At 65.3% G+C, this 12,443-nt stretch carries 11 protein-coding genes; 5 read left to right on the top strand and 6 right to left on the bottom strand.

The annotated features are described in order from the left end of the window. Positions 1-137: 137 nt before the first annotated feature. Entirely contained in the window at positions 138-1,523 is a 1,386-nt protein-coding gene (locus AC3WG5_RS17215) for an MASE4 domain-containing protein (protein WP_492569816.1), read from the top strand. A gap of 156 nt (positions 1,524-1,679) precedes the next feature. On the opposite strand, the gene AC3WG5_RS17220 is transcribed toward AC3WG5_RS17215, so the two are convergent. Both AC3WG5_RS17220 and AC3WG5_RS17225 read right to left on the bottom strand, forming a co-directional pair. Continuing rightward, positions 1,680-3,083, bottom strand: a complete 1,404-nt coding sequence (locus AC3WG5_RS17220; RefSeq protein WP_492569818.1) for an aspartate aminotransferase family protein — start codon at positions 3,081-3,083, stop codon at positions 1,680-1,682. 26 nt (positions 3,084-3,109) lie between these two features. Next, on the bottom strand, positions 3,110-4,582 hold the full coding sequence (locus AC3WG5_RS17225; RefSeq protein ID WP_492569820.1) for an NAD-dependent succinate-semialdehyde dehydrogenase: 1,473 nt from the start codon (positions 4,580-4,582) through the stop codon (positions 3,110-3,112). Between the two features lie 138 nt (positions 4,583-4,720). Here AC3WG5_RS17225 and AC3WG5_RS17230 point away from each other — a divergent pair, with 138 nt between their 5' ends. After that, a complete protein-coding gene (locus tag AC3WG5_RS17230) occupies positions 4,721-5,194 on the top strand; it encodes an Lrp/AsnC family transcriptional regulator (protein ID WP_482581818.1) in 474 nt (157 codons plus the stop codon). 66 nt (positions 5,195-5,260) lie between these two features. Here the strand turns inward: AC3WG5_RS17230 and ehuA are convergent, their stop codons facing one another. The 4 genes from ehuA to ehuB all read right to left on the bottom strand — a co-directional run bounded on the left by ehuA (position 5,261) and on the right by ehuB (position 8,351). Next, positions 5,261-6,025, bottom strand: a complete 765-nt coding sequence (gene ehuA, locus AC3WG5_RS17235) for an ectoine/hydroxyectoine ABC transporter ATP-binding protein EhuA (protein WP_492569865.1) — start codon at positions 6,023-6,025, stop codon at positions 5,261-5,263. Between the two features lie 75 nt (positions 6,026-6,100). Then, a complete protein-coding gene (gene ehuD / locus AC3WG5_RS17240; RefSeq protein WP_492569823.1) occupies positions 6,101-6,760 on the bottom strand; it encodes an ectoine/hydroxyectoine ABC transporter permease subunit EhuD in 660 nt (219 codons plus the stop codon). Further along, entirely contained in the window at positions 6,757-7,416 is a 660-nt protein-coding gene (gene ehuC / locus AC3WG5_RS17245; RefSeq protein WP_482581822.1) for an ectoine/hydroxyectoine ABC transporter permease subunit EhuC, read from the bottom strand. The genes ehuD and ehuC overlap by 4 nt, the downstream gene beginning before the upstream one ends. A gap of 71 nt (positions 7,417-7,487) precedes the next feature. After that, positions 7,488-8,351 (bottom strand): ectoine/hydroxyectoine ABC transporter substrate-binding protein EhuB, encoded by an 864-nt coding sequence (gene ehuB / locus AC3WG5_RS17250; RefSeq protein WP_492569825.1) that lies wholly within the window; start codon positions 8,349-8,351, stop codon positions 7,488-7,490. A 414-nt stretch (positions 8,352-8,765) separates the two neighbouring features. Here ehuB and ehuR point away from each other — a divergent pair, with 414 nt between their 5' ends. From ehuR to AC3WG5_RS17265, 3 genes are all read left to right on the top strand, one after another. Continuing rightward, positions 8,766-10,157: a MocR-like ectoine utilization transcription factor EhuR gene (gene ehuR, locus AC3WG5_RS17255; protein WP_492569827.1), complete on the top strand. Its 1,392-nt coding sequence runs from the start codon at positions 8,766-8,768 to the stop codon at positions 10,155-10,157. A gap of 292 nt (positions 10,158-10,449) precedes the next feature. Next, on the top strand, positions 10,450-11,424 hold the full coding sequence (eutB, locus tag AC3WG5_RS17260; RefSeq protein WP_492569828.1) for a hydroxyectoine utilization dehydratase EutB: 975 nt from the start codon (positions 10,450-10,452) through the stop codon (positions 11,422-11,424). A gap of 19 nt (positions 11,425-11,443) precedes the next feature. Beyond that, positions 11,444-12,433, top strand: a complete 990-nt coding sequence (locus AC3WG5_RS17265; protein ID WP_482581830.1) for a cyclodeaminase — start codon at positions 11,444-11,446, stop codon at positions 12,431-12,433. Positions 12,434-12,443 lie beyond the last annotated feature (10 nt).

The following is a 12,443-nucleotide window of genomic DNA, read 5'->3' on the forward strand; positions in this document are numbered from 1 at the left end:
CCCTCTCTGCTTAGCCCGTCCGTCTCATGACTGCCCCTATCCCAAGGCAAATGGCCCATCGTGTGGAGCAGGCAGAACACCATCACCGAGTCCAACGACCGCCCACATTGACAAAAAACCGCCTGGAACGGTGCCCCATGGAAGACAGCTTCTCGACCGCCCCCTCCCGCCGCAGCCTGCTCCTGGCCGGCCTCATCGCCACCGCAATGACGGCCGCCGTGCTCATGATCCTGCCCGACATCGACGTCCCGACGGCACTCGGCGGCAATTTGCGGCCGGTGCAGATCACCGCTCTGACCGTCACCAACAGCATCATCGCCTACCTGGTGCTGCTGCAGTTCTATGCCGACCACAAACTCAGCAACGGCCTGCTCAGTGTCGCCTTTGGCTACTCGGCACTGATGTCCGGCTATTTGCTGATCAACCTGCCCGGGGTGTTTTCCGCCCGCGGCGGTTACCCGCTGGGCTCCCACATGGCGACCTGGCTCTGGCTGGCACGTCTTGGCGGCACCGCTTTTCTGATCCTGCTGGCCATGCTGGTGCTGCAGCGGCAGCAGGATCGCCCGTTGTCCAAACGCGTTCGCTGTCAGGCGCTGTCCCTCTGCGTACTCGCCCCGCTCGGCCTGGCCTGGTTCGCGGTGACAGTGCTGTCGCGGCTGGTGCCGGACCTGAACAGTCTGGTCAAGGACAACGGCGATTACAGCGCGCTGACCCACAGCGGTATTGGCGCCTTCCTGCTCGCAAGCTGGTTCGTGGCCTTGCTGAGTGTCCTGCTGGTGACGCGCCTGCGCAGTGCGTTCCACTGCTGGCTCGCGCTCAGCTGCTATTCCTATCTGCTGTACCTGATCACCGTGTGCTCTTCATCGATCCGCTATACCGTCGGCTGGCACGCCTCGCGCTTTTTCGAGCTGGCGGCCGCGGGCATCATGCTGGGCGCCTTGCTGTTCGAGGTGCTGAAGCTGCAGACGCGGCTGCAGCACTCCTACCGCCAGGCCTACGAAGCGTCGATCCACGACAGCCTGACCGGGCTCTCCTCGCGCCGCCATTTCGATGCCGTGCTGAAAATGGCGCTGCAACAACAAGTGCGACACCAAGCGCCGCTGACCCTGCTGATGGCCGACATCGATTTCTTCAAGCAGTACAACGACCATTTCGGGCACGTCGAAGGCGACCGGTGCATCCAGCTGATCGCCGCGTGCATGGCCGAACAACTGCGCGGCGGCGACACCGTGGCGCGCTACGGCGGGGAAGAATTCGTCGCCATACTGCAGTATTGTGACCTGGTGCAGGCACGGCAAGCCGCCGAACGCTTCCGCGCCGCGGTGGAAAGCCTCGCCCTCCCTACCCCGCCCGGCAGCCTGCGACCGGTGGTGACCGTCAGCGTCGGGCTGTATTGCCATCCGGCCAACAGCCCGGCGACGGCGGGTTGGCTGGTGGAACAGGCCGACCGCTCGCTCTATGCCGCCAAACACTCCGGCCGCAACCGCATCGGCTCGCCCGAAACCGCCCCCTCGTTCTCTTAGACCGCCGGGCATTCCGCCGCAACACACCCTCTGGCACAGGCCGCTCCCTGCACTGCGCGGGGTAGTTTTCAGCAGGCGCGGGACGAAAAAAAGCCAGCCTGCAAGGGCTGGCAAGGGTGGACAATCGCTTGGGTCGATGGTCGCTGGAGAAATGGTTCAGATTGCGCCTTCGGCCTTGAGCTGGTCGATCACGCTCAGCACCGCCTTGTGCGCAATGCCGACGATCTCGTCGACTTCCTTCTCGGTGGTCACCAGCGGCGGCGCGAAACCGAGGATGTCGCCGTGCGGCATGGCGCGGGCGATCAGGTTGCGGTCGCGCGCGGCCTTTGAGACGCGGGCGCCAACCTTGAGCGCCGGGTCGAAGCGCTGCTTGGTAGCCGGATCAGCGACGAACTCCAGCGCCGCCATCAGGCCCACGCCGCGGACTTCGCCGATGATGGGCAGCCCGGCGAAGGTTTCCTGCAGGCTCTTCTGAAAGTAGGCCCCGACGCGGTCGGCATGGCCCGGGATGTCGTCGCGCTCGACGATGTCGAGCACCGCGTTGGCCGCCGCCACGCCGATGGGGTGGCCCGAGTAGGTATAGCCGTGCGAGAACGCGCCGACGCGATCCGCGCCCTCTTCCAGCACCTGGTACACCTTCTCGCCGACGATGGACGCCGACAGCGGCGCGTAGGCCGAGGTCAGCCCCTTTGCCACGGTGATGAGGTCGGGCTCGATGCCGTACTTATCGCAGCCGAACATGGCGCCGGTGCGGCCAAAGCCGGTGATCACCTCGTCGGCGATCAGCAGGATGTCGTACTTCTTCAGCACCGGCTGGATCGCGGCCCAGTAGCCGGCCGGCGGCGGGGTGATGCCGCCCGTGCCCAGCACCGGTTCGGCGATGAAGGCGCCGATGGTGTCCGGATCCTCGCGCAGGATCAGCTCTTCCAGCTCGCGGGCACGACGCGCCGAGAACTGTTCTTCGGTCTCGCCCGGCTCGGCGCCCCAGTAGTGATGCGGCGCACCGGTGCGTAGGATGCCGGACACTGGCAGGTCCATGTAATCGTGGTAGAAGCTCATGCCGGTCATCGAGCCGGAGACCACCGAGCAGCCGTGGTAGCCGCGATCGCGCGCGATGATCTTTTTCTTCTTCGGCAGGCCGCGCAGGTTGTTGTAGTACCACACCAGTTTGGCCTGGGTTTCGTTGGCGTCCGAGCCGGACAGGCCGTAGAACACCTTGCTCATCTTGCCCGGCGCCATCTTCACCAGGCGGTCGGACAGGCGCGCCAGTTCCTCGGTGGTGTGCGCGGCATAGCTGTGGTAATAGGCCAGCTTGTAAGCCTGGCGGGCGATGGCCTCGGCCACTTCGGTGCGGCCGTAGCCCACGTTCATGCAGTAGAGCCCGGCGAAGCCGTCGATGTATCCGCGCCCGGTCGAATCGGTGATGCGGATGCCCTTGCCGGTTTCGACGATGGTCGGGTCGCCCGCCTTGCCGCTAGCGAAGTCCTTGAGCTGGGTGAACGGGTGCAGCACCGAGGCGCGGTCCTGGTTGGCGATACGGTCGTGGGTTTGCTTGTCCATGGTGTTCTCCTTGGGTATTCGGGTCGTTACAGGTTGCCGAAGCAGACGTACTTGAGCTCCATATACTCGGCGATGCCGTGCTTGGCGCCCTCCCGGCCGAGGCCGGATTGCTTCCAGCCGCCGAAGGGAATCGGCGCGCCGGTGAATTTCGGGGTGTTGAGCGCCACCATGCCGTACTCGAGGCGATCCGAGAGGCGCATGGCGCGGCGCAGGTCGTTGGTGTAGACGTAGGCGGCAAGGCCGTATTCCGAGGCGTTGGCGCGGCGCAGCACCTCGTCTTCGCTGTCGAACGGCAGGATCGCCGCCACCGGGCCGAAGGTTTCCTCGCGGGCGATGTCCATGTCGTCGGTCACGTCGGCCAACACGGTCGGGGTGACGAAGTTGCCACCCAGCGCGCAGCCCATGCCGCCGGTGACGATGCGGCCGCCGCAGGAGACGGCGTTGCCGATGTGGTCGCGGCTCTTGGCCGCCACCGAGGCGCGCGTCATCGGGCCGATGTCGACGCCCTCCTCCAGACCGTGGCCTACCTTGAGGCGGGCGGTGGCCTCGGCGAACCGGGTCACGAAGGCGTCGTAGATGGGGCGTTGCACGTAGATGCGGTTGGCGGCGAGGCAGTCCTGGCCGGAGGTGGCGAACTTGGCGCCGATACAGCCGGCCACCGCTTCGTCCAGCGTGGCGTCGTCGAACACGATGAACGGCGCATGTCCGCCCAGTTCCAACGACACCTTCTTGACCGTCTTGGCCGATTGCTTGAGCAGCAGCCGGCCCACCTCGGTGGAGCCGGTGAAGCTGAAGGCCCGCACCTCACTGCGTTGCAGCAGCCGTTCCGACATTCGGGCCGCATCGCCCGTTACCACCTGGAGCACGCCCGCCGGCACGCCGGCTTCTTCGGCCAACCTGGCCAAGGCCAGGGCCGACAGCGGCGTTTCCGGGGCCGGCTTGACCACCATGGTGCAGCCGGCGGCCAGCGCGGCACCGGCCTTGCGCGTGATCATGGCGCTGGGGAAGTTCCACGGCGTCACCGCCGCCGTCACCCCGATGGGCTGCATGCGCGTGACGAGCTGGCTGCCCGCCAGATGGCTCGGGATGCTCTCACCGTAGCAGCGCTCGCCTTCGGCGGCGAACCAGTCGAGGAAGGCCGCGCCGTAGGCGATCTCGCCCAGCGCCTCCTGCAGCGGCTTGCCCTGCTCGGCAGTCATGATTACGGCGAGGTCATGGGCATGCTCGCGGGTGAGTGCGGCCCAGCGGCGCAGAATGGCACCGCGCTGCACCGGCAGCAGATCGCGCCAGGCGGGAAAGGCGCGGGCAGCGGCGTCGACGGCGCGGTCGATCCATTCTGGCTCGCAATGCGCGACCCGGGCGATGGTTTCGCCGGTAGCCGGATCGTCCACCGCGAGCTGCCCTTCGCCGTCGACCCACTGGCCGTCGACATAGGCCCGGGTTTCACACAGATCGGGGCGCCGCAGTGTGGCCAGCGCGGCTTTGGCTAGTTGTTTCATGGGGTGTGCCTCCAACGTCTGGTTGACAGGTTGATGGACACAGTTTATGTGTGAGTGCGATATGGCAATCGGCGTTAACAAGCAGCAGTACGCCGTATTGCTGCATTTTTTACTTTTTTAACGCAGGAAAACTGCACCATGGAACTGGATCGCATCGACGTGGGCATTCTCAATGCCGTGCAACGCAATAACCGTCTCACTTCGGAGGAAATCGGCACCCAGGTCGGGCTGTCACCCACCGCCTGCCAGCGCCGCCTGAAGACCCTGCGCAGCGCCGGCGTGATCGAGGGCGATGTCTCCATCGTCTCGCCCAAGGCGGTGGGACGGCACGTGTTCATGCTGGTGCTGGTCTCGCTGGAGCGCGAGCGCGCTGACATCATCGACCGCTTCAAGCAAGCGATCCGTACCACGCCGGAGGTGATGAACGGCTTTTACGTCACCGGCGACGCCGACTTCGTGCTGGTGATCACCGCCAAGAACATGGAGGACTACGAGCAGTTCACGCGCCGCTTCTTTTACGAGAACCGCGACATCAAGAGCTTCAAGACGCTGGTGGTGATGGACCGGGTCAAGGCCGGGTTCGTGATTCCCATCGAGGCGACGGCCGAGTGAATGCGGCAAACGAAAACGGGCGGAGTCGCCTCCGCCCGTTTCGGGTACCTACTGCCACATCAGGGGTCAGGCGGCATCCATCACCGCGCTCAGGAAGGCCTGGGTGCGCTCGTTGCTGGGCTTGCTGAACATCACGTCCGGCGTGCCCTGCTCGGCAATGCGGCCCTGGTAGAAGAAACACACGCGGTCGGCGAACTCGCGCGCAAAGCCCATCTGGTGCGTCACCATCAGCATGGTCAGGCTGTGCTCGTCGCCGAGACGGCGGATCACGTTGAGCACCTCGCCGCACAGTTCCGGGTCGAGCGCCGAGGTCACCTCGTCGAACAGCATCACCTTCGGGCGCATCGCCAGCGCACGTGCCATGGCGACGCGCTGCTGCTGGCCGCCGGACAGCTGCGACGGATAGTGGTCCTTCTTGTTGCCGAGGCCCACCATCTCGAGCAGTTCCGCTGCGCGTTCGATTGCCTCCTTCTTGCTCAGCCCGAGTACGCGGATCGGCGCCTCGATCACGTTCTCCAGCGCCGTCATGTGCGGGAACAGGTTGAAGCTCTGGAACACCATGCCGATCTTGCTGCGCACCTGCCGGATGTGGCGCTCGTTGGCCGGCACCAGCACGCCGTTGCGTTCCATGTGCGTGAGCGACTCGCCCTCGACCAGAATCTGACCCTGGTCGATCGGTTCCAGCGTCATCAGCACGCGCAGCAGAGTGGACTTGCCGGAGCCGCTCGGACCGATGATCGCCACCTTCTCGTTGCGGGCGATGTCCAGGTCCAAATGATCGAGCACGGTATGCGAGCCGTAGCTTTTGGTCACGCCTTTGAAACTCACCATGGGGGTGGTCATAACTAGTGTCTCCTGAATGACGCATCGGATGGCGGCGCTGCCGCCCCGATCGTCGCTGTCATGTCAACGCAGGGCGAGCCTGGCTTCGAGTTTTTTCATCAGGGCGGCCGCGACCAGGCTGAGCGCCAGGAAGAACACCCCGACCATGGTGATCGGCTCCAGGTACTGGAAGTATTCCGAGCCCAGGTCCTTGGCCTTCTGCATGATTTCCACCACCGTGATCGCCGACAGCACCGGCGTGTCCTTGAACATCGCCACCAGGTAGTTGCCGAGCGACGGCAGCACCGGGCGGATCGCCTGCGGCAGGATGACGTCACGGTAGGCATCCCAGCGGCTCAGGCTCAAGGCGGTCACCGCCTCCCACTGCCCCCGCGGCACCGAGTTCAGGCCGGCGCGGTACACCTCGGCGGTGTAGCAGGCGTAATGCACCGCGATGCCGATGGTGCCGGCGGTGAGCGCCGTCATGGTCACGCCGTAGGATGGCAGCACGTAGAACAGGAAATACACCTGGATCAGGAGCGGCGTGCTGCGCACGAACTCGATGAACAAGCCCGTCGGCCAGGACACCCAGCGCCGGTGGCTGCGCCGCAGGATCGCCAGCACCAGGCCCAGCACCACCGCGATGACGAAGCCGATCAGGGTGATGCCGATGGTGTAGAGCGCCGCCTGCAGCAGGGTGGGCAGGATGTGCCAGGCAAACTGCCAGTCGAAGAAGGTTTTCATTTCAGGCTCCCGCGCAACAACCCGCGATGGAAGTGCCGCTCCAGCAGGCGCATCGACAGCGCGATGACCTGGGCCAGCACGAAATACATCAACAGCGTGAGTGAGAAGATCGCCAGGGTGCGGAAGGTGGCCTGGTCAAGCTGGCGCGCGCGGAAGGTCAGGTCCGACAAGGTGATCAGCGACACCAGCGACGTGCCCTTCAACAACTCGATCAACAGGTTGGTGCCAGGCGGGATCGCGCTGATCAGGGCCTGCGGCAGGATGATGCGGCGAAAGCGCAGCATCGCCGACATGTTGAGCGCGGTGGCCGCCTCGTACTGACCCTTCGGCACCGACTTGATCGCGCCGCGCATCACCTCGGCGCCATAAGCCCCGATATGCAGCCCGAGCCCGATCACCGCCACGGTGTAGGGGCTCAGTTCGAGGTTGAACGGTGGCAGCGGCAGCACGAAGAACAGCCAGAACAATTGCACCAGCAGCGAGGTGCCGCGAAAAATCTCGACGTAGGTGGCGGCAAGCCACTTGAGCGGGCGCCACGTCGACATTTTCCCCAGCGCGGCGGCCAGGGCCAGCACCACCGCCAGCAACGACGCCAGCAGCGTGATCTGGACTGTGACGGCCGCGCCCTGGAGCAGCAGTGGAAGTAATTCGCCCATGGGTTCCTCCTAAATTTCGGTAAATCGGGTAGCGCCGCCACCCGGGCGGGCGACGGCGCTCCGGGGGCGCATCAACCCTTGCAGAGTTCGGCGGCGGTCTTCTTGGTGACGTTGGAGTGGTCAAAGCCGAACGGCGACACCGTCTTTAGGTGGTCCGCGCCGCCCAGCCAGCCGTGCAACTGCTTGTTCACGGCGTCGCGCAGGGCCTGATCGTCCGGACGGAACGCCAGCGCACCGTAGCCCATGTGCTTCGGGTCGTCGCTGAAGTGGGTGGTGGCCTCCACGTCGACCCCGCCCTTGGCGGCCAGGCCCTTCATGGTGAGTTGCGTGCCGATCGCGGCGTCGGCGCGCTTGGTGCGCACCGCCTGCAGTTGCGCGGTGGTGTCCGGCACCTGCAGGATTTGGTCATCCTTGAGCCCGGCGTCGCGGGCGTACTTCAGCTCGACGGTGCCCGACATCACGGCCAGCTTGATGTTCGCATCCTTGGCCACGTCGGCGTAGCTGCCCAGCCTCTTCGGATTGCCCTTGCTCACCAGCAGGGTATCGCCAAGCTGGTAATGCGGGTCGGTGAATGCCACCTGCTTGCAGCGCTCCGGGGTGATGTACATACCGGCGGCGATGACGTCGAAGCGGCCAGCACGCAAGCCCGGAATCAACGCGCCCCACTCCGTCAGCACGGGCTCGATCTTCTTCACCCCCATCTTGGCGAAGATGGCCTTGACCACCTCGGGCGACTCCCCGGTGACCTTTCCGTCCGGCGTGGTGAAGGCGAACGGCGCTTCGTTGGCGTAGCCGATGCGGACCACGCCGGTGCGCTGGATGCGTTCCAGTGTGTTCTCCGCCTTGGCCGGCAAAGAGGTCATGGCCGCCATCGCCACGAAGCCTGCGGTGAGCATGGATACCGAGAGACGCTGTTTGGTCGATACAAGCTTCATCTAATTTCTCCTTTGTAGGGCTGCTAATTCGAGCAGGGCCGCATTGCTGGGTAGAAAGGCAGAATGCTCTAGTCAGGGTGGCATCCTTGGCTTTCGTGCCAGGTCACTGCGTCGAACACAGAATAAAAGTGCTTTTCGTGGTTTGGATTGAACTAGGACAATAATCTGTAATGTGCTTAGATGAGTAAGCTTTGTCTAACCGGAGGGTGCGCATTCAACATGGACAGGCGACGCGGCGAGCGTCGACTACCGGCAAAAACCCTTATCATGTCATTATAAATCAGTAACTTGCACGTGACTTTTCCGGCGAGGTATTGTCCTGATGCAGTCAAGCTCCCGGTGCCGGTGCGCTCCTGTTCACCCAGCGTGACAAGTCGCACCGCTTTATTCAGTAACGGAAAGCAGGTACAGAGAATGAAACAGTGGCGCCAAGCATTGGAAACGGTTCAGGGCTCCGAGTCGAAATACAAGGTGTTGGTGCAGGCCATCGCCACCGACATCGAGGGCGACGTGTTGAAAGATGGCACGCGGCTGCCACCCCAGCGCGACGTCGCCTCGGAGCTCGGCATCAGCGTGCAGACCGTCACCAATGCCTACAAGGAGCTCGAGCGGCAAGGCCTGATCCGCTGCGAGGTCGGGCGCGGCAGCTTCGTCTCACGACGCATGACCGAACGCATGGCCAGCTACATGCTGGATCGCCCGGAGCGTTCGCTGGTGGACTTTTCCATCTCGCGCATCATCCACACCCCCGAGCACGATGACGCCTGGCGGCAGGCGTGCGCGGCCCTGGCAACGCAGGAAGAGCAGCCGTGGATCCGCAGCTTCCGGCCGATTGCCGGCTTTGAAAGCCATCGCGAGGCCGGTGCGGAATGGCTGGCGCGGCTCGGCATGATGCCGGAGCTCGATACCTTACTGATCACCAATGGCGCCGCCCACGGCATCTTCCTGGCCCTGGCGTCGCTGGCCGGGCCCGGCGACGTGGTATTGACCGAGAGCCTGACGGACCATGGCGTGATCGGCTCGTCCAATGTCCTGGGATTTACCCTCAAGGGATTGGAGATCGACGAGTTCGGCATCCACCCGGACCATTTCGAGGACATGTGCGCCAACGAGCGGGTCAAGGCCCTGGTGTGCACGCCCAACCTGAATAACCCGACGGTCGCCCTGATGCCGGAATCGCGCCGCCGCGCTATTGCCAAGATCGCCGCCCAGTACGGTGTCTACGTGATCGAGGACGATGTGCACGGGCCGCTGCTGGAGAAGCGCCCGCCGCCGATCAGCAGCCTGATCCCCGATCTGGGTTTTTATTGCACCAGCTTCACCAAGTCGGTACTGACCGGCCTGCGCATCGGCTACCTCATCATGCCGCGCCGCCTGGCGCTGCGCGCCGAGAGCATCCTGCGTGTCACCACCTGGATGGCGGCGCCGCTGTTGGCCGAAATCGCCACGCGCTGGATTCACGACGGCACCGCGGACCAACTGGCCGCGATCCAGCGCGCCCGGCTTGCCACGAGGCAGGGCATGGTGCGCGACGTCCTCGGCGATTATCTGCAAGGCCATCACCCGACCGCACTCAGCGCCTGGCTTGGCATTCCCGAACACTGGCCACTGGACAGCCTGCTGCGCGAACTGCGCCGGCGTCTCGTCATGGTCACCGCCCCTGACCCGTTCCTGGTGCGCGGCGCCGCCCGGCCCAACGCGGTGCGGCTGTGCGTCGGCGCCGAACTGGACGACGCGGCGGTGTACGACGCACTGAAAGTGGTTCGCGAAGTGTTCGAGCAATTCCCTACCGTGCACGACTTCTGACCTTCACCAGCCGACCGAGGTAGCGCCACGGTTGCCACGGCGTTCCTTCTCTTCTCCGGATGCAGAGCGGCGTGCGTTGACGACATCGACGCACCGCCCGCGCCCTGCTCCACCCCCGCTTCTTGTCTGTGCCCTGCGCCCAAGATGCCCCGCGTGCGCGACATTGCGCCGTCCATCCCGCTTCAAATTCCGGCAAGTGTCTTGTCAATGCACTAGGACATTAAGCGCCACAAATCAGCGCATTACACTGCCTCGCATGGATTTTCACCTTCGACAAGCGAGCAAGATCACCATGAGCGCCGTTTTGCTGGACGACATTTTCCGGGCCCGCCGTACCCTGCAAGGCAAGGTGCTGCGCACGCCGCTGGTTCTCTCTCCCACCTTGAGCGCGCACTGCGGCCAAGCGGTGTATCTCAAGCTCGAATCGCAGCAGCTGACCGGCAGCTTCAAGCTGCGCGGCGCCACCAACGCCATCGCCCGGCTCTCCGCCGCCGACAAGGCGCGCGGCGTGGTGGCGGCCTCCACCGGCAACCACGGCCGGGCGCTGGCCCACGCTGCCGCCGCCGATGGTGTACGCGCGGTCATCTGCATGTCGGAGCTGGTGCCCGCCAACAAGGTGGAGGCCATCCGCGCCCTCGGCGCCGAGATACGCATCGTTGGCCGAAGCCAGGACGACGCCCAGCTCGAAGCCGAGCGCCTGAGTCAGGAAGAAGGTCTCGCCATGATTCCGCCGTTCGACAACGCGGCGGTCATCGCCGGTCAGGGCACCATCGCGCTGGAAATCCTCGAAGACCTGCCCGAGGTGGACACCGTGCTCGTGCCGTTGTCGGGCGGCGGCCTGTTCGCCGGCATCGCGCGCGGCATCAAGTCCGCCAATCCCGACATCGCCATGATCGGCGTGACCATGGAGCGGGGCGCGGCCATGCACGTGAGCCTCGCCGCCGGCCACCCGGTGCAGGTGGAAGAACTGCCGACCCTGGCCGATTCGCTGGGCGGCGGCATCGGGCTCGACAACCGCTACACCTTCGCCATGGCCCGCGAGCTGGCTGACAGCACGCTACTGGTCGCGGAAGACGACATCGCCGACGCCATCGGTCATGCCTACTGGCGCGAAGGCCAGGTGCTGGAAGGTGCCGCGGCGGTGGGCATCGCCGCGCTGCTGACGGGCCGGGTCCGGCCGCAAGGCCCGGTCGTGGTGGTGCTCAGCGGCCGCAACATCGATCTGGCGGCGCATCACCGCATCGTCGGCGACGCCCGCCCCCAATAAGACACAAGGAGACAACACCGTGCCAACCGTCACCCTGCTCAACGAAGCCGATCTGCGCGCCGTGGTGCCGCTCGATCTGGAGGCCATCAACGCCGTGGAGCACGCCTTCCGCCTGCTCGCCACCGAAAAGGTGGCCATGCCGCCGATCCTGCGCCTCGACATCGAACAGAACAACGGCGAGGTCGACGTCAAGACCGCCTACCTGCCCGGTCTGGACAGTTTCGCGATCAAGGTCAGCCCGGGTTTCTTCGACAACCCCAAGCTGGGCCTGCCGAGCCTCAACGGCATGATGATGCTGTTGTCCGCCCGCACCGGCCTGCTCGAAGCGCTGCTGCTGGACAACGGCTACCTGACCGACGTGCGCACCGCCGCCGCCGGCGCCGTGGCGGCGCGCTGGCTGTCCCGTCCCGATGCGCGCCACGTCGCCGTGATCGGCGCCGGACTGCAGGCCCGCCTGCAGCTCAAGGCCCTGAAACAGGTTCGCGCCATCGAGTCGGTCACCGTATGGGCGCGCGACCCGGCCAAGGCCATGCAGTTTGCCGAAGAAGCCGGGCGCGAGCTCGAGCTGCCAATCACCCCGTGCGAAACCGTCAGTGCCGCGCTGACCGATGCCGACATCGCCGTCACCACCACGCCCAGCCGCACCCCGCTGATCGAGGCCCGCCACCTGCACCCCGGCCTGCACATCACCGCCATGGGTTCGGACGCCGAGCACAAGAACGAGATCGCGCCGGAGGTGCTGTCGGCGGCGAGCTACGTGTGCGACCGCCTGAGCCAGGTCCGGGTGCTGGGCGAGCTGCATCACGCCATCGCTGCCGGCCGCGTCGCTGCCGACGCCGTCTTCCCCGAGCTCGGACAAGTCATCGCCGGGCTGCAACCGGGGCGCACCGGACGCGACCAGATCACGCTGTGCGATCTGACCGGCACCGGCGCCCAGGACACCGCCATCGCCACCCTCGCCTTCGCCCGCGCACGCCAAGCCGGCCGCGGTTTTCCGTTCCAATCCTGATTACCCGCAG

This window comes from Pseudogulbenkiania sp. FW507-F1 (assembly GCF_058781125.1).

Excerpts from the sequence above, each read along its gene's own strand:
- ehuC (WP_482581822.1), bottom strand. The coding sequence starts at position 7,416 with ATGGGCGAATTACTTCCACTGCTGCTCCAGGGCGCGGCCGTCACAGTC.
- ehuD (WP_492569823.1), bottom strand. The coding sequence starts at position 6,760 with ATGAAAACCTTCTTCGACTGGCAGTTTGCCTGGCACATCCTGCCCACC.
- AC3WG5_RS17230 (WP_482581818.1), top strand. The coding sequence starts at position 4,721 with ATGGAACTGGATCGCATCGACGTGGGCATTCTCAATGCCGTGCAACGC.
- AC3WG5_RS17215 (WP_492569816.1), top strand. The coding sequence starts at position 138 with ATGGAAGACAGCTTCTCGACCGCCCCCTCCCGCCGCAGCCTGCTCCTG.
- eutB (WP_492569828.1), top strand. The coding sequence starts at position 10,450 with ATGAGCGCCGTTTTGCTGGACGACATTTTCCGGGCCCGCCGTACCCTG.
- AC3WG5_RS17220 (WP_492569818.1), bottom strand. The coding sequence starts at position 3,083 with ATGGACAAGCAAACCCACGACCGTATCGCCAACCAGGACCGCGCCTCG.
- ehuA (WP_492569865.1), bottom strand. The coding sequence starts at position 6,025 with ATGGTGAGTTTCAAAGGCGTGACCAAAAGCTACGGCTCGCATACCGTG.
- AC3WG5_RS17225 (WP_492569820.1), bottom strand. The coding sequence starts at position 4,582 with ATGAAACAACTAGCCAAAGCCGCGCTGGCCACACTGCGGCGCCCCGAT.
- ehuB (WP_492569825.1), bottom strand. The coding sequence starts at position 8,351 with ATGAAGCTTGTATCGACCAAACAGCGTCTCTCGGTATCCATGCTCACC.
- ehuR (WP_492569827.1), top strand. The coding sequence starts at position 8,766 with ATGAAACAGTGGCGCCAAGCATTGGAAACGGTTCAGGGCTCCGAGTCG.